The organism is Spiractinospora alimapuensis (assembly GCF_018437505.1).
Classification (GTDB): domain Bacteria; phylum Actinomycetota; class Actinomycetes; order Streptosporangiales; family Streptosporangiaceae; genus Spiractinospora; species Spiractinospora alimapuensis.
Genome location: NZ_CP072467.1, coordinates 3,185,633 through 3,206,960, shown reverse-complemented (window position 1 = coordinate 3,206,960; position 21,328 = coordinate 3,185,633). Strand labels below are relative to the sequence as shown.

Genomic DNA, 21,328 nt, shown 5'->3' with positions numbered 1-21,328 from the left:
AGTGCTTCCGGGATGTGAGGTGACGGTCTAGTGTCGCGGTATGGGTGGTGCGCCGGACGAGCTGGTGCGGTTGGCCGGCGAGGACTGGGCCGAGGCGTTGACCGCGGCCCCCCGAAAGGCGTTCGTGCCGGATCGGGGGTTCGACGCGGGCGCGTTCACCTGGATCGACCGCGACCAGGACCCACGGGGCTGGGAAGAGGCGGTGCTGGGGGACAGCGCCATCATCACCCAGGTGGACGACGGTCGGACGGAGTTGTCGCCGCGAACGGCCGTGCAGGTGGTGGACTGGACGAGTTCTTGTTCGTCGCCGGGGGTGGTGTTCGCGTTCCTGCGTCTCCTCGACCCCTATCCGGGTGATCGCGTACTGGAGATCGGTACGGGCACCGGATGGACGGCCGGTCTGCTGTCGGCCCGACTGGGTTCGACGAGCGTGACCTCCGTCGAGGTGGACGAACGATTGGCGGCCACCGCCCGGGTGAACCTGGAACGGATGGGGTTCACCCCGACGCTCCTTGTGGTTGATGGCGCGTTCGGCGCCCCCGAGGGCGCGCCCTATGACCGTCTCCACGTCACCTGCGGTGTTCGCGAGTTCCCCTACGCCTGGGTGGAGCAGACCCGCCCAGGAGGGATCATCGTGGCCCCGTGGATGCCGGACCCGCACAACTTCGGGTTCCGGGTCCGGCTCAGCGCCACGGGGTCGGCCGCCGTGGGGCGGTGCGTCGGCAGCGCCGGATACACGATGCTGCGCGCGCAGCGCGTCGGCCGTCCGCCCATCCAGGGGGAAACCCGTGAGTCCGTCGCCGAGGTCGACCCACGCCGGATCGGTCACGCGAACCCGGGGCTGCGACTTGCCTTCGCCGCCTTGTTGCCTGGGGTGTCGGTGGGAAGCGGCGCGACGAACCCCACGGACGGAACCTACCGGATCGCGCTTCGGGACGTCGCCAGGGATTCCCACGCGCTCGCGACCCAGTCGTCCGGAGGAGGAACAGCCCAGGTTACGCAGTCCGGACCGCGTGACTTGTGGGGGGAACTGGAGGCGGCCTATCTCGCCTGGGTCGGATGGGGAGAGCCGGACATGGATCGTTTCGGGCTCACCGTCGACGCCGAAGGCCAACGCCTCTGGCTCCACCACCCCGACAACCAGATCCAGGGGAGGTTCTCCTGATGGCCAAGCACCGCCAAGACCCTGTCACCTGCTCCATGTGTCAAGGGAGCGGCAAGATCCAGACCTCGACCGGCGACGGCGAGGCCGGGAAGCCCGAGAAGACAGTGCAGGTCACCTGCCCCGGGTGTAACGGCACCGGGAAACAACCCTGAGGTCTCGTCGCGGCCGGGAGTGCGGGCGTCACCCGCGCAGGCAGCGCAGGGTGTATCCCTCGCCGGTGGGGTCCAAGGTCTTCGTCGCCCGCTTGAACAGGTACTCCGCGCGGGGGTAGGAGAGGCGGCGTCGGCCGGTGTCGGGGCAGAGATCGGTGGCGGCTGGGGTGCGGGCCGGAGCGGGTTTGCGGTCGGAGAGGAACAGGGGGCCGTGGGTGCGGTCGCCGATCAGCTGGGGTAGGAGCTGGGCTGTCGCGGAGCGCCACTGGAGCCATGAGGTCGCCGTCCGGGCCCGGCGGTCGGCCAGGTCGAGGTCCTCGACGTTGAGGGCGAGAACGCGTGTGGTCGTCGCGGCGGACTCGTGCAGGAGACGCCAGAGCGTGCGTTCGCGTAACGGGAGATCGGTTCGCGCCCACAGTCGTTCCAACTGGGTCGGGCTCAGTCCGCCTGCGGGGACGCGCGGCTGGGGGCGTCGGCCCAGGTGGGCCGCGAGGTCCTCCCGGGCCACCCAGTCGCCGAAGGATCGCAGGGCGGAGCGGTGGCGGTTCCACGTCGCCGGGGCGGCGTTCGCCCACGCCAGGTCGAAGACCCGCGCCACCTGCTCGGCCGTCACCGACGACAAGGGTGTGTGCGCGCCGAGGGAGCGGCAGAGGCGGCGGAGGGTCTGGCCGTAGGAGCGGCGCGCCTCGGCACTCAGGCGGCTGTGCCCCAGGAACTGCGTCGCCGCGTCGGCGAGTGAGGGCTCGGTGGGGTCCGGCGTGGGGGCGGCCACGGCCGTGGCCCTGCGCCGCAGGAAGTCACTCTCCGCGGCGTTGTTCGCGAGGTCGGCCGCGCGGTGGAACTCGCGCCCCCTCGGCGTGGCGGCCGAGGCGTTCCAGGAGGTCGCCGCGCACGCTGGGCAGGAGGTGGTAGTCGCGCAGCGCGTGATCGGACGCCAACGTGTCGACGAGGTCGAGCCCGGCCTTGGCTCCGTGGGCCATCCCCACCGCGACGGCCTGGTTGAGACGCACCACCGGGGTGGGCGACAGCGTCGCCAGCGCCGCGTAGAGGGAGGCGATGCGCTCCCAGTCGGTGTCCTCGGCCCGCCGGGCCTGGGCATGGCACACCGCGATCGCCGCCTGCAGCAGGTACGGGCCGGGCGGCCCCCCGATCTCCCGCGCCCGCAACATCGCGGCGAAGCCCCGGTCGATCAACAACCGGTCCCAGCGGCCCCGATTCTGTAGGTGGAGCTGCACCGGCTCCCCGTTCGGGCCGATCCGGGTGGCGGCACGGGCGGCGTGGAGCTCCATCAACGCCACCAGGCCGTACACCTCCGCGTTGGGCGGGGCGACCTCGGCGAGTAGTCGGCCCAGGCGTAGCGCCTCCTGGCACAGCTCCGGACGCAGGAGTTCCTCTCCGGCCGTGGCGGAGTATCCCTCGTTGAAGACGAGGTAGATGACATCCAGAACCGACGCGACGCGCTCGGGAATCGCTTCCGGCGCCAGTTCCTCGAACCCGACGTGGGCCTCGGCGAGGGTGCGTTTCGCGGCGGCGACGCGTCGGGTGATCGTGGACTCCGTCGTGAGAAACGCGCGGGCCGTCTCCCGCGCGCTGAGTCCCCCCACCAACCGGAGGGTGAGCGCCGTCCGTTCCGGCGCGGGCAGCAGGGGGTGCGCGCAGAGGAACAGCAGGCGCAGCACGTCGTCGTTCGGTACCTCCGCCGCTGGCCGGTCGAGGTCGCGGGCGACCTGTTCGTGCGCGGCGGCGCGCCGTCGTTCGCGTCGGATGTGGTCAACGGCGCGCCGCTTGGCCACGGTCATGAGCCACGCGCCGGGGTTGTGCGGGGTGCCGGACACGGGCCACGTCTCCAGCGCGTCGAGGAGGGCGTCCTGGGCCAGCTCCTCAGCGGTGCCGACGTCGCGCACCATCCGGGTGAGGCCGGCGATGACGCGCGCGGACTCCAGTTTCCACACCGCGTCGACGGTGCGGTGGGTCTCCTCGTGCCCTGTCACGGGATCCGCACCATTCCGACGACCCCGCGGGCGCTGGTCCGCGGGGTCGGGCGAGATCCGCCGTTCACCGTGTTCTCGTCACTGGGGACCGAACACCTGCCGGATCGTGCTCGCACCGTCGCCCACGATGCGGCGGAAGCGGCGGGTGACCTCGATCGCCTCCTCCTTGGACCGGACCTCCACGAGCGCGAAGCCCGCGATGGCGTCCTTGGACTCGGCGAACGGTCCGTCGGTGACCGTGATCTCGTCGCCTGAAGACGTGACCCGGGTTCCGTCCGGCTCCAGTCCGCCGGTGGCGAGGAGAACGCCGGACGCGGTCAGCTCCTCGACGAACTTCCCCATCTCGACGTGCAGGTTCTCGTCCGCCGCGGCGCTGGAGGCGGTGGTGGTCATCAGATAGCGCATCGATCTCTCCTCATCAGGTCAGTGTGCACCCCTACGTCGACGATGTCAGGTGACAGGTATTGGAGTCGTTCCCTGTCACATCGTCGTGGCGACGTGGAGGCGAGACACCTTTCGACGATTCGTGGGGAGCCATGACGACCGACCACACAAGGACCACCGACCCCACCCCTTCCCTGGACCCACCGCGCACATCCGTGCTGCTCGCCGGAGCCGCGATGGCCGGGCCGCTGTGGGCGTGCGTCTCCCTGGCGCAGGCGGGGACGAGAGAGGGGTTCACCCTCCTGCGGCATCCGCTCAGCGCGCTGAGCACCGGTGAGATGGGCTGGTTGCAGATCACCAACTTCGTCGTGGCGGGCGTGCTGATCGTCGGTGGTGCCGTCGGTCTGCGGCGCGTGCTCGCGGGCGCACCAGGTGGGACGTGGGCGCCACGTCTCGTCGCCGTCTACGGTGCGGGGATGGTCGCCGCGGGCGTGCTGGTGATGGACCCCGCCGACGGATTCCCGGTCGGGACCCCGGCGGGACCCCCGAACTCGCTCTCCTGGCACGCGGGCGGCCACCTCGCCGCCGGGGCGATCTCCTTCACCGCGCTCGCCGTCGCCTGCCTGGTCCTGCGCCGGTACTTCGGCCACCGTGGCCAGCGTGGTCTCTCGGTGGTCTCGCTCGTCGCGGGAGTCGCGGTGCCGCTCGGTAACGGCTGGGCGATGACCGGGGGACCGGCGGGGTCCCTCACCCTGGCGGCCGGGGTGATCCCGGCGATGCTGTGGCTCTCCACCACGGCGTGGCTCCTGCGCCGCGAGCTCCGACACCGTACCCAGAGCCGCCGACCCAACGACACCACCGACGACAGGGAACACCCATGACAAACACACTGACCGTAGCCGACTACGTCGCGTCCCGTCCCGAGGAGCAACGCGAGATCGCCACCCTTCTCCTCCCCGTCATCGAGGAGGTGCTCCCGGGCGCCGGCGCCGTCTGGCACGGACACCCGGTGTGGAGCCTCGGGGCCAGACCGGGGCAGTCCCCCGTCTGCCACATCAAGGGCTTCACCAAGTACGTCACCTTCGGTCTGTGGCGGGGGCAGGACATCACCGACCCGTCGGGGCGTTTGGAGCCCGGGGCGCGCCGCATGGCCGCGGTGAAGCTCCACACCTCGTCGGACGTGGACGTCGAACTCTTCGCGGGCTGGCTACGCCAGGCCTGCGCCCTGGAGTAGGTTCGCGTGTGTGTCCACCCAGCTCGTGGCGGCTCAGTCCTCGGCCAGTACGATGACGCGGTCTCCGGGGGAGAAGGTGACGCGGTCACGCTTGTTCGGGTTGAGGACGATGCCGTAGTCCTCGTCGTTGGCGCGGGCGTGGATCCGGTAGCCGACGGCGATCTGGTTCTGGCGGCGGGCGGACTCCAGGACCGTGTAGAAGTCCATCGGGAACCCGGGGTGGACGTAGCCCTCCACCGGCTTCAGGTAGATCTCGGACCCCTCGGGGTCCAGGAGCTGCGCGAAGACCGTGCTCAGGTGTCGGTTCTCCGAGATCTGGGTCATGAGCAGGCTGATGAGCTTCCCGCTGACGATGAAGTCGTCGGTCTGGGTGATCTGGGCGAGCTGGCGGTTGTGGTCGTCGCGCATCTCGGTGACGATCGAGTACTTCTGCCGCCGCAGCTCCGAGAGGTCACGTAGGTGCAGGAGCGTGACGAGGGTCTGGGAGTCGGCCGTCTGCAGGTCCAGGTGGTCGTAGGTCAGCACGATGACGTGGTGGTAGGTCGAGTAGTCCAGGCGCTCCAGGAACTCCCGGCTGGTGGTGTTGGCCGCCACGAACACGACTGAGGTGTTCTTCAGCGTGGGCTGCACCGAGTCGATCTCGTCCTTGGCGCCGGGGTGCCGCGCCGTGACGTGGACGGACGACTCCGGCGGCAGGTAGCTGTCGAGCTGCTCGATGATGCGGCCGGCGCGTTCGTTCCAGCCGATGATCAGGATCATGCGGGGGGTGGGCGGGGGAGCCAGGGGCCGTACGATCGCCTGTTCCTGGACGGGGGTGGCCCCGCCGTCCAGCTTGATGGTGCTGTCGTCCTCGGCGATCACGATGAGCTGGTCGCCGGGGCGGATCGGGGTGTCCATCGGCGGGTTGATGAGGATCTGGCCGTCGGCGAGCCGCATGCCGAGCACGCTGGAGGTGGCGTAGGCGAAGAGTGACTGCCCGAAGGCGTAGCCCACCAGGCGGGGCTCCTCGGACATGTACATCTCGTCCCCGCCGAAGTCGAACAGGTCGGTGTAGACCGCGGACAGTCCGGACTGCAGCGCCGTCTGCACGACCAGCCTGGACGCGACGTCGTCCACGTCCACGATGTGCGCCGAACTCCCGCCGGCGAGCTGCGCGGGCCCGAGGCTGAGGGAGTCGTTGACCGCGGCCACCACGTTGTAGGGGGAGTCGCGGCCACCGGTCCGGTTGGCGATCGCGAGCAGCACCTTGATGACCTGGTGGTCGGACTCCTCCTCGCCGCTGGGCACCACGATGATCGACCGGGACTCGTCCGGGTTGGTGATCTCCAGGTCGTGTGGGTTGAGGAGGCTCCCCGTCCGGCAGATCACCCGGGTGGTCTTCGTGTCCGGGATGCGTTCCCGGATCTCGTCCTCCATCTCCACCTTGTCGCGGTCGGCGAGGATGGCGACCGCGGCGTGCTTCTCGCTCTCGTTGGCCTCGATCAGTTCGTTGAGCATGATGAAGACCTGCTCGGACCAGCCGAGGAGGATCGTGTGGTCGGACTCCAGCACGCGGGACCGACCCTTGCGCAGCTCGGTGATCTTGTTGTCCAGACCGGTGGCGATCACACCCACCAATGCGCTGAACACCATGATCCCGCCCAGCGTGGCCAGCAGCATCACCGCGACGAACGCCACGTTGGAGGTGTCGTCACTGCCGATCGCCCCCGGGTCGGCGATCCGGATGAAGGTGATCCAGAGCGTCTCGAGGAACCCCTTGCCCTCCAGGTCACCGGTGCTGGGCACCAGCAGCCAGGTCGACACCCCGAAGAAGAGGATCATGGTGAGCAGAACCACCGCGAGCCACCCGATGAGCGCGGGGGTCCCTCGAGCCATGGTTCCGTCGAACCAGTAGCGCAGTCTCTCCCGAGTGGTGGCGCGTGACATAGGGATCCCCTTGGCTGGCAGGCCGGGTAGCGGCCGGCAGGGGCCTGCGTGGGGGATAGCGACCGACAACGGGGCGGTCCCTGCCGAGCGAGTGTGAGTGGCGAGATTTTACCCAGGTTCCCTGACATCGCCGTGAACGTGTCGGCCTGTTCCCCATGAGGCTTTTGCCCGCATACGCGCTGTCGGTCGTCCGGGCCAGGGCCGAGGGGCCACCGACACCCGGGTGTCGGTGGCCCCTCGAGAGCGTGTTGGCGGCGGAGCCGTCAGTCCTTGGCGGGTTCCGTGGCGGCGATGGACGCGTCCTCCTGGGGCGGGCCCCAACATTGGACGTTGCGCAGGTGGGGGAGGCGGGACAGGCGGAACTCGGGGTCGAGGCCCTCGCGGCGTTGGGTTCGGTAGTCCTTCAACAGCAGGTACGCGATTCCGCCGAGCGGCGCGATCGCCGCCAGGTTGATGAGGGCCATGAATCCCATCGTCGTGTCGGCGAGGGTCCACACCAGGCTGATCGAGCCGATGGAACCGAGGAACGTCGCCACCAGGAACAGCCACTTGTAGCCCGTGAGCAGACGTTCGCTGGAGCTGAGGAAACCGACGTTGGACTCGCCGTAGTAGTAGTTGCCGAGCACGGACGTGAACGCGAGCAGGAAGATGATGATGGTGAGGAGGTGTACCGCCCAACTGCCCAGGTTGGCGTTGAGCGCGTCCTGGGTCATCGTGGCGCCGCGGTCCTCGCCGTAGGTGGGGTTGCCCAGCAGGATGATGAACGCCGTGATCGAGCAGACGATGAGGGTGTCGAAGTAGACGCCCAGGGTCTGGACGAGGCCCTGCTTCACCGGGTGGCTGACGCTCGCGGTCGCGCCGGCGTTGGGGGCGGAACCCAGGCCCGCCTCGTTGGAGAACATGCCGCGGCGCACCCCCTGGATGATCGCCATCCCGAGTGAGGCCCCGGCCACCTCACGGATACCGAAGGCCTGGGTGACGATCAGGGAGAGGACGCCCGGCACCTCGCGGATGTTCAGCGCCACCACGGCGACGCCCAGGATCAGGTAGAGCAGAGCCATCAGCGGCACCAGCGCCTCGGCGACGCGGGCGATGCGCTTGATGCCACCGAAGATGACCGCGCCGGTGAGCAGGACGAGGGCGAGGCCGATCGTCGGCGTCAGCCACACCATGTCGTCGGTGGCCAGACCGACCTCGTTGGCGGAGCCGACCAACGTGGTGGAGATCGTGTTGGACTGGACGGCGTTGAAAACGAAACCGAAGGTGATCGTGATGGTGATGGCGAAGACCACGCCCATCCACCGTTGCCCCAGCCCGTGCAGCATGTAGTAGGCCGGTCCGCCCCGGAAACCGGTGCGGTAGGGGACCTTGTACAACTGCGCGAGCGTGGACTCCACGAAGCTGGCGGCCCCCACCACGAGGGCCATGATCCACATCCACATCACCGCGCCGGGCCCACCGACCGTCACCGCGGTCGCCACACCCGCCACGTTGCCGGTGCCGACCCGGGCCGCGGCCGACACCATGAACGCCTGGAGGGAGGAGATCTGCTTGGAGCGGTCCTCCCCCCGCCCACGGACGCCGCGCAGGGACCGCAGCATCTCGGGCAGCATCCGGAACTGCACGAAGCCCAGACGTACGGTGAAGTAGAGGCTGATCGCGACGAGGACAACGATGACGAAGGGCCAGAAGTAATCGTCGTTGAACACGGCGAAGGCGTCGGTCAGAGGTTGCATCGGGTCCATGGCGAACCCCACTCCTCACTACGGACGGCAACCGCCACGCGGTCGTCCGGTCGGGTGTGCGCGCGCCCCGCGAATGTCTCGCAACACCCTGTACCGCGACGGCCCGGTTGTCCAGACCCACTGCCACGTCGTGTCGTGTTTCCGTGGTGCCAGATCATCCGCTCTCTTACAGGAGTTGAATGACCTCCGACACGGTGAGGTCGGCATCCCTGATGATTGAGCGCAACGTTCCCGGTTTCATGGGGCCGCGCCCTCGTCCTCGAAGACCAATGCGACGCCCTGCCGCAGATCGGAGAGAGCCTCGTTCGGTGTGTCGCCCTCGCCGTAGGCGACCCCGAACTGTCCTAGGTCGGCACGGGCACACCACGCGCCGGTCTCGTCCTGGTCGACGCTGTGGGAAACCAAAACCATACTCATGGTTCTAGCGCGACAGTTAGCCCCTTGGTGGGGCTTCGCGACAATCCACAGCGCATGAGTTAACCGATTCCGTGTGCACTGGCGAGGAAGCGTAACGAGGGCTCGCGCTATCCCGGCGCGACCAGGGTCTCCGGGGCGTGGTGTACGGGGAAGTTCACCGATCGGGCGATGAAGCACTTGGCGTTGGCCTCGGTGTGGAGCTTCTCGACCTTGGTCACCATGTCGGCGTCTCGGACCGTCACCCTTGGGTGCAGCGTGACCTCGGTGAACTGGCCGTCGCCGTCGCGGGACACCGCCATCGTGCCGGTAGCGGTGTCGCGGTAGTCCGTCACCACGACACCGTTCACCGCCGCGAGGTGGAGGAACCACAGCATGTGGCACTCGCTGAGTGAGGAGACCAGCAGATCCTCGGGGTTCCAGTGCGTCGGGTCACCGCGGAACGCGGGGTCGGCGGAGCCGGTCAGAGTGGGCTTGCCCTCCACCCGTATCTCGTGATTCCGGTCGAAGGCCCGGTAACCGGTGGTGCCCTCACCCCGGTTCCCGGTCCAGACGACCTCGACCGCGTAGCGATGCTCGCGAGCGCCGTGTGCCATGGGGTTCCTTCCGCCGAACAAGCCCTGGCCGAGGGGGCTGGTCGCCCAGGGGCCGAGGCTACACCGGCAGGAATTCCGCCCGGTGGGTCGCCACCCAGTCCTCGAAGGGGCGGGGCGGGCGGCCCAGAACGCGCTCGACGTTGTTGTTGAGGGTGGCCGGGACCCCGACCATCGCCGTGGCGGTGTCCAACAGGCTCTCCAGGACTTCCTTCGGCATCCAGGCGGGGCGGCGTTCCAAGGCGACTTCCTTGGACACGTCATCCACTCCGAGCTCCCGCCCGGTCTCCTTGGCGATGATGCCCACCGCCTCCTCCTGGGTCATGGACCGTGGGCCGGTGAGGATCTGGAGTCGGGACCGGTGTTGTTCGGCGGTGAGCAGGGCCGCCGCGACCTCCGCGACGTCGTCGAGGTGGATCGGGGCGACGTGGGCGTTGGGCGGAGTGAGGCCGACGCGCCCCTCGCCGCGGATGGCCTCGCCCCAGTCGCGTTGGGCGTTGGAGGCGAGCCAGCCGGGATAGAGGACCGTGTGCTTCAGTCCGGAGTCCTCGATCGCCCGCTCCATCGCCCGGTGAACCTGGCCGATCGGCCCCTCGTACTCGCCGACCTCGTATGAACCGGGCGAGGACAACAGGACCACGTGGCGCACGGAGGATTCGCGCGCGGCCTTCAGGAAACCGGCGGCTCCGCCCAGCGTGGGGTAGAGGAACACGGTCTCGACGTCCGCCGGTAGTTGGCCCGGGGCGTCGGCGTCGGCGATGTCCAGCGTGAGTGGTGTGGCGCCGGGTGGCAGGCGCAGGGACGTCGTGTCCCGCGCCGAGGCCCACACCTCGTGCCCGGAGTTGGTCAGGGTCTCGACCAGGCGAGATCCGATGTTCCCGCGAGCGCCGGTGATCAGGATGGACATGGAACCCCTCTTCGGTGCGGCTATTCGTTTGCTAACAAAATATCTTTGATAGCAAATGTAAACCTCTCGAGGGTCGGCGTCAACGCGCTCTCCGCACCGAGAGGTGTGGACACGACGGGTGATGGAGATGCTTCGTGTGACGGTTTCTTCGTGATGGGGACAGGTGATGCCTGTGTCGCCAATGAGGAGGCATGCCCGATGACCGAGACCCTTCCGCGCCGGATCGGAAGCGCGACACCGCGCAAGGAAGACGGCCCACTGGTGACGGGCCGAGCCCGGTGGACCGACAGTCTGGCTCCTCCTGGCACCCTGCACGTCGCCGTCCTGCGCAGCCCGCTCGCCCACGCCCGCATCGACGGGATCGACGTGGAGGCGGCGGCGCGTCGTCCCGGCGTCATCGCGGTGTTCACCGGCGCCGATCTCGCCGACGAATGGGCCTCCATCCCGTGCGCCTGGCCGGTGACCGAGGACATCCTGATCCCCGACCACCCACCCATGGCGGTGGACGAGGTGAACTTCGTCGGTGAGGCGGTGGCGGTTGTCGTCGCCACCGATCCGGGGCTCGCCGCCGACGCGCTGGAGGACGTGGACGTCGACTACACGCCGCTGCCGGTCGTGGTCGACAGCGAGCAGGCCATCGGCGGTCCGCTCGTGCACGAGGGGCTGGGCACCAACAAGAGCTACACGTGGGCCCTGGAGACCGGCGACGTCGCCGCGGCGTTCGCCGAGGCCGACGTGACGATCGCGGAACGATACGTGCAGCAGCGCCTGCAGCCGACCCCGATGGAGCCACGGTCGGTGGTCGTCACCCCGGAACCGGGGCGGGACGGCTTCACCGTCCACTCCTCCACCCAGATCCCGCACATCCTACGCAGTGTGCTGGCCGGTGTGTGTGGCGTGCCCGAACAGAACCTCCGCGTGATCGCGCCCGACGTCGGCGGTGGCTTCGGGGGCAAGCTCAACGTGTACCCGGAGGAGTGCATCGGCATCGGCCTGGCGCGACGGCTGGGCAAACCCGTGAAGTGGGTCGCCGAGCGCTCCGAGGACAGCCAGACCATGACGCACGGGCGCGGCCAGGTGCAGCACGTCGAACTCGCCGCCACCAGCGAGGGACGACTGTTGGGCATGCGGGTGCGGATCCTGACCGACATGGGGGCCTACCTGCAACTGCTCACGCCCGGAATCCCGGTGCTGAGCGCGTTCATCTTCCCAGGGGTGTACACCTTCGGCGCGTTCTCCGTGGAGTGCACGGGGGTGTTCACCAACAAGACCCCCACCGACTCCTACCGGGGCGCTGGTCGGACCGAGGGCATCTACGGGGTGGAGCGCGCGATGGACGCGTTGGCCCGCAGACTCGGGATGGACCCCGCCGAACTACGCCGCCGCAACTACCACCCGCCGTTCGAGAACGGCGCCGCGACGCCCGCCGGGCTGGAGATGGACTCCGGCAACTACGAGGCGGCGTTGGACAAGGCACTGGAGCTCGCGGACTACCAGGGCCTGCGCGCCGAACAGGAGCGGCGGCGCGCCGCCGGCGACCCGCGCCAGCTCGGCATCGGCCTGTGCAGCTACACCGAGAACGGCGGTCTCTCGCCGTCCAAGATGACCGCCGCGCTGCGCCTGCATGCACCGGGCTGGGAGACCGCGCACGTGCGCATGATGTCCACCGGGACCGTCCAGGTCGTCACCGGCACCTCGCCGCACGGCCAGGGACACGAGACGACCTGGTCGCAGATCGTGGCGGACGCCCTGGGGGTTCCCTTCGCCGACGTGCAGGTGATCCACGGCGACACCGACGCCGCGCCCTACGGTCTGGACACCTACGGGTCGCGCAGCGCCGCCAACGGCGGAACAGCGGTGCACCTGGCCTGCGGGAAGGTGGTCGACAAGGCACGGACGCTGGCCGCGCACATGTTGGAGGCCGCCGAGTCCGACCTCGAGTTCCGCGAGGGACGGTTCACGGTGGCTGGCTCGCCGGGCAACTCGGTGACGATCCAGGAGGTGGCGGTCGCCGCGCACACCGCGGCCGACCTGCCGGAAGGGATGGAGCCGGGGCTGTCGGAGCAGGAGTTCTTCGACCCGCCGAACTTCACCTATCCGTTCGGTACGCACGTCTGCGTGGTGGAGGTCGACACCGAGACGGGGCACGTGACGGTGCCCAAGTACTTCGCCGTCGACGACTGCGGAGTCATCATCAACACCCAGATCGTTGACGGGCAGATGCACGGTGGCATCGCCCAGGGCATCGGCCAGGCGCTCTACGAGGAGGCCGTCTACGACGACGACGGCAATCTCATGAGCGCCGCCATGGCCGACTACCTGACGCCGGCCGCGCCCGACCTGCCCGACTTCACCCTGGACCACATGACGACGCCGTCGCCCACCAACCCGCTGGGGGTGAAGGGCGTAGGCGAGTCGGGCAGTATCGCCTCGACTCCCGCCGTCATCAACGCGGTGATCGACGCGCTACGCCCGTACGGCGTGGATCACATCGACATGCCGGCCAGCCCACAGCGAGTGTGGGAGACCCTGCGCGCGGCCCAGGGCCACGCCGGCGCGGCGACCGGCTAGCGAAGCGCGCGCTGGTGCGCTGGCATCCCCACCGGGGCGCCAGCGCACCTCCATCCGGTCACGCGCCGCGGGCGGCCAACACCTCCGCCATCGGGGCCATCCGTACGCCCTCCTCGACGAAACGACGGGTGATGGCGTCGGCGACGTCGACGGCGTTGGGCCGGTCGCCGTGGATGCAGATGGTGTCGGCGTCCACCGGAACCCGCGTGCCCGAGGTGGAGTACACGTGGCCGCGGAGGATGCCGACGGCCTTCTCCGCGCAGGCGTCCGGATCCTTGGCCTCGGGGTTGGGTTCGATGATGATGGTTCCGTCGTCCCGGTACTCGAGGTCGGCGAACGCCTCTCGGGCCACGCGTGCCCCCCGCTGTGCGGCCCGGTCGGCGGTCGGCCCCGCGAGCAGCACCGTGATCAGACCCAGCCGGGTCGTCGCGTCGGCCACGGCGTCGGCGAGGTCCTGGTCCCGCAGCGTCATTCCGTAGAGGGCACCGTGTGCCTTGATGTGGGTCACGGGAACGCCCACGCTGTCGGCGAAAGCGCGCAGCGCACCATACTGGTAGACGCAGGCGTCCGCCGCCTCCTGGGGGGAGAGCGCCATCGCCCGCCGCCCGAACCCCGTCAGGTCGGGCAGCCCCGGGTGGGCCCCCAGCGCGGTGTCGCCGGCCTGGGCCAGCGTCACCGACCGGCGCATGGTGGCGGGGTCGCCGGCGTGCCAGCCGCACGCGACGTTCACCGACGACACCTTGGGGAGTAGTTCCTCATCGTGGCCCAGCCGCCACCGCCCGATGCTCTCGCCCGCGTCGGCGTTGAGATCGATGAGCTTCTTCATTGCGCACCCTTCCTCACGACGGATCAGCCGAACGCCCGGTCACGGGCAGGGGTCCCGCATCGGTGTCCATGCCGGCTAGGTTTCCCACCCTCCACGGGAGATACGCCCGACATACGTCCGGGTTCGCCCGACACACCGGAATCACCCGAAACACCCGCCGCGCCAAGGACATTGATCTTTCCCTGCTCGGTGACTAGATATAACTCCCGCGCCTGGGGGAAGGTGTGACACACACGGGAAACCCGACCGAACGTTTCGTTGGTCGTGGTCGAGCGGAGAGGAATGCCCGGACCGGGAACCGGACAGACCGTCGACGACGAGCAGAGAGGTACCCAATGGCCACGACGTCGGTGGAATTGCCGCGGGCGCGGTATGACTACGGCGGTGACGAGTTCATCTTCGTCGAGTTAGACGAAGCCATGAGCCTGGAAGCCAACTTCAAGGCGATGGCGATCACGTCGGCCCTCCGTGAGGAGAACGTCGACGGTGTCATCGACATCTGCCCATCCAACGCCTCCTACCTGATCCGGATCGACCCCGACCGGGTGAACCCGGCGGAACTCGTGGCGCGGCTCGAGGGACTGGAACGAACCGTCCAACCCCTCGCCGCCGACAAGACCCTGCACACCCGACTCGTCGACGTCCCGGTGCTCTACAACGACCCGTGGACCCACGAGACGCTGATGCGCTTCCGGGACCGGCACCAGGACCCCGAGGCGTCCGACCTGGAGTACGCGGCCCGGATCAACGGGTTCGACACCGTGCCGCAGGTGATCGACGCCCTCTCCGGCGCGCCCTTCCTCGTCACCATGATCGGTTTCGTGCCCGGGCTGCCCTTCTGCTACCAGATGGTGCCCAAGGAGCGCCAGATCGAAGTGCCCAAGTACGTCCGTCCCCGCACCGACACCCCGGAGCGGGCGTTTGGCTTCGGTGGGGCGTTCGCCGTCGTCTACCCCGTGCGCGGGGCCGGCGGCTACCAACTGTTCGGGCTGGCGCCCGCGCCCGTGTTCGACCTGTCCCAGAGCCTCGCCGACTTCCGCGAAAGCATCGTCTTCCCCCGACCCGGCGACATCCTGCGCTACCGGTCCATCGACCAGACCGAGTTCGACGCGGTGCGCGCCGAGGTGGAGAAGGGCACGTTCCGCTACCGGATCCGGGAGTACGAGTTCTCTCCCGCCCACTTCCTCGCCGATCCCGACGGTGTCAACAACGAACTGTTGGAGGTGCTGTACCGATGAGCGACGTGTTGGTACGTAAGGGTGGCCTCCACACCACCGTTCAGGACAAGGGCCGTGACGGCTACTACTCGCTGGGCATGCCGCCGTCCGGCGCCATGGACCAGTACTCCTACCGCGTCGCCAACATGCTCGTCGGGAACCCCGACGGTGCCGCCGCTCTGGAAGCCACCTACGTGGGACCGACCCTGGAGTTCACCGACGACCGCTACGTGGCCGTGACCGGTGCGGACGCGCCGGTCACGATCAACGGCGAGCCGGTGGAGCGGTGGAGCACGCTCCGGGTCCGCGCCGGCGACGTGCTGGAGTTCGCCATGCTGAGCGCGGGTGCCCGTCTCTACGTGGCGGTCAGCGGCGGGATCGGGGTGGAGGAGTACCTCGGTTCCCGGTCGACCTACACCCTCACCGGACTCGGCGGGTTCCAGGGCCGCGCGCTCAAGGACGACGACCGCCTCCCACTCGACGACGACGGCGCCACGCCGCCCGCGGTCGGAAGCACCCTCACCGAGAAGCTACGCCCAGCCTTCCCGCACGTGGCGACGCTGCGCACCATGATCGGTCTGTGCAGCTACCGGGTCACCAAGGACTCCATGCGGGAGTTCTCCGAGGTGCCGTGGAAGGTGACCAAGGACGCCGATCGGATCGGCTACCGACTGCGCGGCGGACGACTGCGGTTCGTCGACCGAAAGCCGCCCCACGGTGCCGGGAGCGACCCGGCCAACGTCGTCGACCTCGGCTACCCGATCGGCTCGATCCAGGTGCCCGGTGGAGACGAGCCGATCGTGCTGCTCAACGACGCCGTGACCGCGGGCGGATACGCGACGGTCGGCACCGTCATCTCCGTGGACCGCGACACCATCGCCCAGACCAAGTCCGGGGACCAGGTCCGGTTCGAACCGGTGGACCTCGACACCGCGCTCGCGGCGCGGCGCGACCGACGCGACCGCCTGGAGCGGGCGCGCGCGTCCCTGCGGAGGTGACGCCCCGTTCGTCGCCGCCGGACATCGCCGAGTCCGGCGGGCGCCGTACCGTCCGGAACAGGTGTGGAGTCAGAAGGAGCAGTGAGATGGCAACGATCAAGGCCGCGATCCCGGGCGTCTTCTACCGCCGCCCGTCGCCGACGGACGACCCCTACGTGCGGGAGGGCGACACCATCGTCCCCGGGCAGACGATCGCCCTCATCGAGGTGATGAAGAACTTCAACGAGGTCAAGGCCGAACAGGGCGGGACCGTGGCCGGTTTCCTGATCGAGGACGGTGACGAGGTCACCATCGGTGAGGACATCGTCGAGCTGAAGGACTGACCGCTCGCGGCGGGGGCCGGTGCGCCGCGGCGCACCGGCCCCCGCCACCTCGGACGGCTTTGCCCCCAGGCACGAAAAGACGGCTGCGCGGACGGAGGGAACACGATGAGCGGACTGAGGCGGGTGCTCGTCGCCAACCGGGGGGAGATCGCGTTGCGAATCCTCCGGGCCTGCCACGAGGCGGGGATCGAGGCGGTCGCGGCCCATTCCAAGGCCGACACCGACGCCCGCTGGGTTCGACTCGCCGACGCCGCGCATCACATCGGCGGATCCCCGGCGGCCAAGTCCTACCTGAACATCGAGGCCGTGCTGGAGGCCGCGCTGGCGTCCGGGGCGGACGCCGTCCACCCGGGCTACGGGTTCCTCGCCGAGAACGCCGAGTTCGCGGCGGCGGTGCGTGAGCGGGGACTGGTCTTCGTCGGCCCGCCGGCGGAGGTCATCGCCCAGATGGGCGACAAGTCCGAGGCCCGCCGGACCGCAGTCGCCGCCGGGGTGCCCGTCGTGCCGGGGTCCGGTCCGGTGGCCGACGTCGCCGCGGCGGCCCAGGAGGCCGAGGCCATCGGGTATCCGATCCTGGTCAAGGCCGCGGCGGGTGGGGGCGGTCGTGGGATTCGCCCGGTCGCCGGCCCCGAGGAGCTCTCCGAGGTGTTTCCCACCGCGCAGGCGGAGGCCAGCGCGGCGTTCGGCGACGGCACCCTGTACCTGGAGCGTGCCATCGAGGGGGCACGCCATATCGAGGTCCAGGTCATGGGGGACACGCACGGCAACGTCGTGCACCTCTTCGAGCGCGACTGTTCGGTGCAGCGCCGTCGGCAGAAGCTCATCGAGGAGGCGCCCGCCCCAGGGCTGGGCGCCACCGTGCGCGCCGATCTCGCGTCGGCGGCGGTGCGGCTGGCCAAGCACGTGAACTACGTGGGAGCCGGCACCGTGGAGTTCCTCGTGGAGCCGGACGGATCCTTCTACTTCATGGAGATGAACACGCGGATCCAGGTCGAGCACCCGATCACCGAGTGTGTGACCGGGGTGGATCTCGTCGCCGAGCAACTCCGGGTCGCGGCGGGGGAGGTGTTGTCCTTTGCCCAGGTGGACGTGGAACTGACCGGGGCGGCGATCGAGGTCCGGATCAACGCGGAGGATCCCACGAACGACTTCGCGCCGACGCCCGGCAACCTCGGCACCTTCACCGTTCCCGGAGGGCCGGGGGTGCGGGTGGACACCGGTTTCGCGGCGGGCGACACCGTGAGCCCGTTCTACGACTCCATGCTCGCCAAGGTGATCTGTTGGGGCGCCGATAGGACCCAGGCCCTCGCCCGGGCCCGCCAGGCGCTGGCCGAGCTGGAGATCGACGGGGTCAGCAGCACCGCGGGGCTGCACGTCACGTTGCTGGAGGACGAGGAGTTTCGGGCCTCCGCCGTGGACACACGGTGGCTGGAGCGCCGCCGCCTCACCCCCTAACCCCACCTCCCCCATCTCGCCCCCCATCAGGACCTCTCCACCCTGATCGGGATTTGCGCACATCCACCCCATAGGGGTGCACCCTCACCTGGTACAGCGCGGTCGATCGCACCCGGGGCCCGACGTGTATGAACGGGGATGGACCGGGAAGGGGAGCAGTCAGGAACGAAGGTGGGGGCCATGGAGGAAGACAGTCGGAAGCGTGACCGGAGACGTGCGTCGACCGAGGACGGGGAGGATCCGAAACCGCTCCCGGACACCGACGCGGACTCGCCGAGGAGTGGACACCCTCGGAGACCGACCCAGCGGCCAGTGACCCACGCACGATGGGGAACGAGGCGCCGCATCGACCGACGCGCGTGGACAGCGGTCCGTACCGCCCGGTGTAGTCAGGCCGGGTGGGGCGAGCCGGACTGGTTCCGCCGTTGGCGCTGTGCCTTGAGCGGGTTCAGCGGCTCCGTGTCCTTGAGTTTCTCGTCGAGGACGACGTCGCCCATCATGTCGAAGACCAGACCGGCGAGAAATCCAAGCACGATCAGGGCGACACCCACGATGAGCAGCGGCACTGAGAGACCCAGGACGAGTGCGACGCCGATGGCGACCGAGCCCACGGCGATCATCGACACCGACACCCACGAACTCCACTTGCCCCGGTGGTGCGACGTCGGCGCCCACATGCCGCCCTCGCGCTGCCGCAAGTGGTCCCGCTCCTGCTTCCGCGTCATCGGGATCACCTCCTGCTCAGGCCGCTGCCCCCGGAACGGGCCCCGGAAACAGCCGTTGGCGCAGGCCGGACCCACTCTTTCCCCGGAGTTTGCGCGCCACGCGACCGTCACCGGGTAGGGGACGCGGAGGGCACGAGGGGAGGAGACATGTCGAGCGTGGAGAAGGCGCATCGGATCGCCCACACGGTCCAGTCGGAGGTGGGGACGACCATCGTCGAGCAGGCCGGGATCCGCCTGGCCGACACACCCGCACCGCTGTGGCAGAGCCTGGTCGCCGCGAACCTGCTCAGCACACGGATCTCGGCGTCCATCGCCGTCGACGCGGCCCGGGAGCTCAACAAGGCCGGCGGGAACACAGCCGAGGGCATGGCCGAGCTGACCTGGCAGGAACGGGTGGACGCCCTGGGACGGGGCCACTACGTCCGCTACGACGAGAGCACCGCCACCCGCCTCGGCGAGTGCGCACAACGGGCCCTCGACCGATACCGGGGAGACCTGCGCCGCATGGACGCGGCGAAGAACAAGGACCGCCGTGCCCTGGTCACCGAACTCCAGGAGTTCAAGGGGATCGGCCCCACCGGCGCCGACATCTTCTGCCGTGAGGTCCAACAAGTCTGGGACTGGCTCCGTCCCTACGCCGACAAGGCCACCCTCAAGGGCGCCCAAGCCCTCGGTCTCCCCCAGACCGGAGACGAACTCGGAGCACTGGTCCCCGGCGACGACCTCGCCGCGTTCTTCGCCGGACTCGTCCACATAGGCCGCGACCGCGACGCCGCCGAGCGGGTCAAAGCGGCGAGTTGACGGCGTTTCGCCGTGCCTGGTTCGTCAGGAAAGACCGCGCTTCGTGTGGTCATCCCTGTAGTGCATTCGGCGCTGTTGGGGGCGTCGCGGGCCGGGCGTGGGTGCTCGTCTCGTGGGAGTGGGAGGACGAAGGTCCTGGACAGACAGCCACCAGCGAGTGCGGCGGAAGAGCCTCCCCGTTCCCGGTGGCGGCCAGGGCCCGACGGCGAACGCCCTCGGCCCGTTCCCCTGACTGGGGGTTCGACCCGTGCTCGCTCCCCGATGACGCCTCCGTCGAGACGGAACGTCAGGTCGAGGCTCTGGGCTGGCAGTGATCGCGGAGCGGTTGGACCCCACTCATCTTGCCGGTCTCGTGACCGCACCGTCCTCTGGGGGCCGCAGGCGACGAGTACCTCCAATGGGGACGAATGCCTCCACCTCACCTTTCGTGCATCGAGGGCCCTGGGTCGGACTGTTCTCGTGCCTCCCGGTCCGGCTCAGCCCAGGGACACGATTGATCGCGGAGGCGCGTGGGGCCTCACGGCACTGATGTCCACGCCGAGGTGAAGAGAGGGCCGATGACGTGGCCTCTCGCAGTGGTTGTCTCAGCGAGGAGCCGGTCGGCGAGAGTGGCGGGGTTCACCTGCGCTTTCGTGGCCACACCCAGCCTTTCCATCATGGGGACGATCCCCGTCACCACGTTCGCCCATCCCCAGGCCGGGGCGTCTGCTCCACCTTCCGCGTACGCCTCGACGAGCAGGGTCGGGTGGGGCAGCTCGGCGGCGTCGAACAGGGAGAAGAGGGACGGGCCGGTTCGTGCGTTGGCACCCGCCCGTTCGAAGGTGTCGAGCACCCACGTGTGGATCCGGCTCCACAGGGGGGTCGGCGGCGCGGCCCACTGATAGGTGAGGTCTGCTTCTTGGAGGTAGAGGAGTCCGCCTGGGTTGAGACGCACGCTCGCCTGGCGCAGCGCCTCGACCTGATCGGGCATGTACATCAGGATGAGTCGTCCGATCGCGGCGTCGAATCCGCCCTCCACGCCTTCGAGGGTCTGGACGTCCCCCACCCGGTACTCGACATTGGCCTGGTCGGTTCGACGACGAGCCAGCTCTATGGCATGGGGGTCTTTCTCCACCCCGACCACCGAGCCACTCGCACCCACGAGGTCGGCCGCGAGTCGGGACATGTTTCCGGCGCCGCTGCCCAGGTCCAGGACGCGCATCCCCGGCTCCAGTCCCGCCTGGACCAGAACCCGTCTTGTCAGCGGGTCGAGGAGCCTGCCCTGGACGATCAGCCTTTCGTCCTCAGCGGCCCGGCTCTCGAAGGGATAACTCATGATCGTGTCACCTCGTTGGTCGAATGAGGTCGATGGGTGGACGTGTGGTGCGGGCACCCAGTCCGCCGACCCGGATCACGCCGAGCCGAAGTGTCCGAATACGCTCGGCGTATGTCGACTAAGCGGAAGCTGGCCAACGCGTCGGCCGCGTTCTCCACTGTTGGGCTCCTCGGGATCAGCGCGATCCACTTCCTCTGGGCTTCGGGGAGTCCTTGGCCGGCCAAGAGTCAGGGGGAACTGGCGGAAATGGTCGTTGGGAACGCCGAGGACGTCCCCACCCCAGCGTCGTCAGCCGTGGTGGCGGTGGGCGCTGCGGGGGCCGCCCTCGGAGTCGCGGGCGTCGGTGGCCAGAGCGGGTGCGCGGTGAACGCCCGGAGGCTGGTCGGTGTGGGGCTGCTCGCTCGGGGTGTTCTTGGCGGTGCCGTTGCCCTTCGGGCCCTGGGCGCGTCGGAGCCGGGGCGTAGGTTCCGTGAGCTGGACAGGACCTTCTACCGACCGCTCTGTCTCGTACTCGGCGGCTCGGTGCTGGCCGCGGCGCGCAGACCACCAGACGAGCGCTAGGGGAGAGGCCCCACAGGGGCCGACT

General features: G+C 69.2%; 21 protein-coding genes. 10 read left to right on the top strand and 11 right to left on the bottom strand.

Features of this window, described 5'->3' with window-relative positions; translation table 11 throughout:
* Positions 1-40 precede the first annotated feature (40 nt).
* Positions 41-1,165, top strand: a complete 1,125-nt coding sequence (locus tag J4H86_RS14775) for a methyltransferase domain-containing protein (RefSeq protein WP_236538063.1) — start codon at positions 41-43, stop codon at positions 1,163-1,165.
* A gap of 180 nt (positions 1,166-1,345) precedes the next feature.
* Here J4H86_RS14775 and J4H86_RS14770 read toward each other — a convergent pair whose 3' ends face one another.
* The 3 genes from J4H86_RS14770 to J4H86_RS14760 form a co-directional block, all read right to left on the bottom strand.
* Positions 1,346-2,089 (bottom strand): site-specific integrase, encoded by a 744-nt coding sequence (locus tag J4H86_RS14770; RefSeq protein ID WP_236544035.1) that lies wholly within the window; start codon positions 2,087-2,089, stop codon positions 1,346-1,348.
* A 25-nt stretch (positions 2,090-2,114) separates the two neighbouring features.
* Positions 2,115-3,308, bottom strand: a complete 1,194-nt coding sequence (locus J4H86_RS14765) for an RNA polymerase sigma factor (RefSeq protein ID WP_330932417.1) — start codon at positions 3,306-3,308, stop codon at positions 2,115-2,117.
* A 78-nt stretch (positions 3,309-3,386) separates the two neighbouring features.
* On the bottom strand, positions 3,387-3,713 hold the full coding sequence (locus J4H86_RS14760; protein ID WP_236538062.1) for a YciI family protein: 327 nt from the start codon (positions 3,711-3,713) through the stop codon (positions 3,387-3,389).
* A gap of 131 nt (positions 3,714-3,844) precedes the next feature.
* Between J4H86_RS14760 and J4H86_RS14755 the strand changes: the two genes are divergently transcribed.
* Together J4H86_RS14755 and J4H86_RS14750 are read left to right on the top strand one after the other, a co-directional pair.
* Complete coding sequence (locus J4H86_RS14755) at positions 3,845-4,573, top strand: DUF998 domain-containing protein (RefSeq protein WP_236538060.1); 729 nt, start codon at positions 3,845-3,847, stop codon at positions 4,571-4,573.
* Positions 4,570-4,926, top strand: coding sequence for a DUF1801 domain-containing protein (locus J4H86_RS14750; RefSeq protein WP_236538058.1), 357 nt, complete (start codon positions 4,570-4,572; stop codon positions 4,924-4,926). The genes J4H86_RS14755 and J4H86_RS14750 overlap by 4 nt, the downstream gene beginning before the upstream one ends.
* 33 nt (positions 4,927-4,959) lie before the next feature.
* Here J4H86_RS14750 and J4H86_RS14745 read toward each other — a convergent pair whose 3' ends face one another.
* From J4H86_RS14745 to J4H86_RS14725, 5 genes are all read right to left on the bottom strand, one after another.
* On the bottom strand, positions 4,960-6,852 hold the full coding sequence (locus J4H86_RS14745; RefSeq protein WP_236538053.1) for a CASTOR/POLLUX-related putative ion channel: 1,893 nt from the start codon (positions 6,850-6,852) through the stop codon (positions 4,960-4,962).
* A 263-nt stretch (positions 6,853-7,115) separates the two neighbouring features.
* Positions 7,116-8,588, bottom strand: a complete 1,473-nt coding sequence (locus J4H86_RS14740) for an alanine/glycine:cation symporter family protein (protein WP_394356517.1) — start codon at positions 8,586-8,588, stop codon at positions 7,116-7,118.
* Positions 8,589-8,834: 246 nt separating this feature from the next.
* Complete coding sequence (locus J4H86_RS14735) at positions 8,835-9,008, bottom strand: hypothetical protein (protein ID WP_236538044.1); 174 nt, start codon at positions 9,006-9,008, stop codon at positions 8,835-8,837.
* 113 nt (positions 9,009-9,121) lie between these two features.
* Complete coding sequence (locus J4H86_RS14730; RefSeq protein WP_236538042.1) at positions 9,122-9,607, bottom strand: OsmC family protein; 486 nt, start codon at positions 9,605-9,607, stop codon at positions 9,122-9,124.
* Between the two features lie 58 nt (positions 9,608-9,665).
* The gene (locus J4H86_RS14725; protein WP_236538040.1) at positions 9,666-10,511 is read right to left on the bottom strand and encodes an NAD(P)H-binding protein; all 846 of its coding nucleotides are present in this window, start codon (positions 10,509-10,511) and stop codon (positions 9,666-9,668) included.
* A 198-nt stretch (positions 10,512-10,709) separates the two neighbouring features.
* On the opposite strand from J4H86_RS14725, the gene J4H86_RS14720 reads away from it, so the two are divergent.
* Positions 10,710-13,082: a xanthine dehydrogenase family protein molybdopterin-binding subunit gene (locus J4H86_RS14720; protein ID WP_236538039.1), complete on the top strand. Its 2,373-nt coding sequence runs from the start codon at positions 10,710-10,712 to the stop codon at positions 13,080-13,082.
* Between the two features lie 58 nt (positions 13,083-13,140).
* Here J4H86_RS14720 and J4H86_RS14715 read toward each other — a convergent pair whose 3' ends face one another.
* Positions 13,141-13,908 (bottom strand): LamB/YcsF family protein, encoded by a 768-nt coding sequence (locus J4H86_RS14715; RefSeq protein ID WP_236538037.1) that lies wholly within the window; start codon positions 13,906-13,908, stop codon positions 13,141-13,143.
* A 335-nt stretch (positions 13,909-14,243) separates the two neighbouring features.
* Here J4H86_RS14715 and J4H86_RS14710 point away from each other — a divergent pair, with 335 nt between their 5' ends.
* From J4H86_RS14710 to J4H86_RS14695, 4 genes are all read left to right on the top strand, one after another.
* Positions 14,244-15,146, top strand: a complete 903-nt coding sequence (locus J4H86_RS14710; protein WP_236538035.1) for a 5-oxoprolinase subunit B family protein — start codon at positions 14,244-14,246, stop codon at positions 15,144-15,146.
* Positions 15,143-16,123 (top strand): 5-oxoprolinase subunit C family protein, encoded by a 981-nt coding sequence (locus tag J4H86_RS14705; protein WP_236538033.1) that lies wholly within the window; start codon positions 15,143-15,145, stop codon positions 16,121-16,123. Before J4H86_RS14710 ends, J4H86_RS14705 begins: the two co-directional genes overlap by 4 nt.
* Before the next feature lie 86 nt (positions 16,124-16,209).
* Positions 16,210-16,446: an acetyl-CoA carboxylase gene (locus J4H86_RS14700; RefSeq protein WP_236538031.1), complete on the top strand. Its 237-nt coding sequence runs from the start codon at positions 16,210-16,212 to the stop codon at positions 16,444-16,446.
* Between the two features lie 105 nt (positions 16,447-16,551).
* On the top strand, positions 16,552-17,901 hold the full coding sequence (locus J4H86_RS14695) for an acetyl-CoA carboxylase biotin carboxylase subunit (protein WP_236538026.1): 1,350 nt from the start codon (positions 16,552-16,554) through the stop codon (positions 17,899-17,901).
* Positions 17,902-18,290: 389 nt separating this feature from the next.
* Here J4H86_RS14695 and J4H86_RS14690 read toward each other — a convergent pair whose 3' ends face one another.
* Positions 18,291-18,626 carry a cytochrome b family protein gene (locus J4H86_RS14690; RefSeq protein ID WP_236538024.1) on the bottom strand — a complete coding sequence of 112 codons (336 nt, stop codon included), beginning with the start codon at positions 18,624-18,626 and terminating at the stop codon, positions 18,291-18,293.
* A 147-nt stretch (positions 18,627-18,773) separates the two neighbouring features.
* Here J4H86_RS14690 and J4H86_RS14685 point away from each other — a divergent pair, with 147 nt between their 5' ends.
* Positions 18,774-19,427: an HhH-GDP family DNA glycosylase gene (locus J4H86_RS14685; RefSeq protein WP_236538022.1), complete on the top strand. Its 654-nt coding sequence runs from the start codon at positions 18,774-18,776 to the stop codon at positions 19,425-19,427.
* Positions 19,428-19,944: 517 nt separating this feature from the next.
* On the opposite strand, the gene J4H86_RS14680 is transcribed toward J4H86_RS14685, so the two are convergent.
* Positions 19,945-20,742, bottom strand: a complete 798-nt coding sequence (locus J4H86_RS14680) for a class I SAM-dependent methyltransferase (protein WP_236538020.1) — start codon at positions 20,740-20,742, stop codon at positions 19,945-19,947.
* Positions 20,743-20,853: 111 nt separating this feature from the next.
* Between J4H86_RS14680 and J4H86_RS14675 the strand changes: the two genes are divergently transcribed.
* Complete coding sequence (locus tag J4H86_RS14675) at positions 20,854-21,303, top strand: DUF3995 domain-containing protein (RefSeq protein ID WP_236538018.1); 450 nt, start codon at positions 20,854-20,856, stop codon at positions 21,301-21,303.
* Positions 21,304-21,328: the final 25 nt, after the last annotated feature.

Excerpts from the sequence above, each read along its gene's own strand:
- J4H86_RS14680 (WP_236538020.1), bottom strand. The coding sequence starts at position 20,742 with ATGAGTTATCCCTTCGAGAGCCGGGCCGCTGAGGACGAAAGGCTGATC.
- J4H86_RS14720 (WP_236538039.1), top strand. The coding sequence starts at position 10,710 with ATGACCGAGACCCTTCCGCGCCGGATCGGAAGCGCGACACCGCGCAAG.
- J4H86_RS14700 (WP_236538031.1), top strand. The coding sequence starts at position 16,210 with ATGGCAACGATCAAGGCCGCGATCCCGGGCGTCTTCTACCGCCGCCCG.
- J4H86_RS14745 (WP_236538053.1), bottom strand. The coding sequence starts at position 6,852 with ATGTCACGCGCCACCACTCGGGAGAGACTGCGCTACTGGTTCGACGGA.
- J4H86_RS14710 (WP_236538035.1), top strand. The coding sequence starts at position 14,244 with ATGGCCACGACGTCGGTGGAATTGCCGCGGGCGCGGTATGACTACGGC.
- J4H86_RS14730 (WP_236538042.1), bottom strand. The coding sequence starts at position 9,607 with ATGGCACACGGCGCTCGCGAGCATCGCTACGCGGTCGAGGTCGTCTGG.
- J4H86_RS14675 (WP_236538018.1), top strand. The coding sequence starts at position 20,854 with ATGTCGACTAAGCGGAAGCTGGCCAACGCGTCGGCCGCGTTCTCCACT.
- J4H86_RS14715 (WP_236538037.1), bottom strand. The coding sequence starts at position 13,908 with ATGAAGAAGCTCATCGATCTCAACGCCGACGCGGGCGAGAGCATCGGG.
- J4H86_RS14740 (WP_394356517.1), bottom strand. The coding sequence starts at position 8,588 with ATGCAACCTCTGACCGACGCCTTCGCCGTGTTCAACGACGATTACTTC.
- J4H86_RS14750 (WP_236538058.1), top strand. The coding sequence starts at position 4,570 with ATGACAAACACACTGACCGTAGCCGACTACGTCGCGTCCCGTCCCGAG.
- J4H86_RS14705 (WP_236538033.1), top strand. The coding sequence starts at position 15,143 with ATGAGCGACGTGTTGGTACGTAAGGGTGGCCTCCACACCACCGTTCAG.
- J4H86_RS14695 (WP_236538026.1), top strand. The coding sequence starts at position 16,552 with ATGAGCGGACTGAGGCGGGTGCTCGTCGCCAACCGGGGGGAGATCGCG.
- J4H86_RS14760 (WP_236538062.1), bottom strand. The coding sequence starts at position 3,713 with ATGCGCTATCTGATGACCACCACCGCCTCCAGCGCCGCGGCGGACGAG.
- J4H86_RS14755 (WP_236538060.1), top strand. The coding sequence starts at position 3,845 with ATGACGACCGACCACACAAGGACCACCGACCCCACCCCTTCCCTGGAC.
- J4H86_RS14685 (WP_236538022.1), top strand. The coding sequence starts at position 18,774 with ATGTCGAGCGTGGAGAAGGCGCATCGGATCGCCCACACGGTCCAGTCG.
- J4H86_RS14690 (WP_236538024.1), bottom strand. The coding sequence starts at position 18,626 with ATGACGCGGAAGCAGGAGCGGGACCACTTGCGGCAGCGCGAGGGCGGC.
- J4H86_RS14725 (WP_236538040.1), bottom strand. The coding sequence starts at position 10,511 with ATGTCCATCCTGATCACCGGCGCTCGCGGGAACATCGGATCTCGCCTG.
- J4H86_RS14735 (WP_236538044.1), bottom strand. The coding sequence starts at position 9,008 with ATGGTTTTGGTTTCCCACAGCGTCGACCAGGACGAGACCGGCGCGTGG.
- J4H86_RS14775 (WP_236538063.1), top strand. The coding sequence starts at position 41 with ATGGGTGGTGCGCCGGACGAGCTGGTGCGGTTGGCCGGCGAGGACTGG.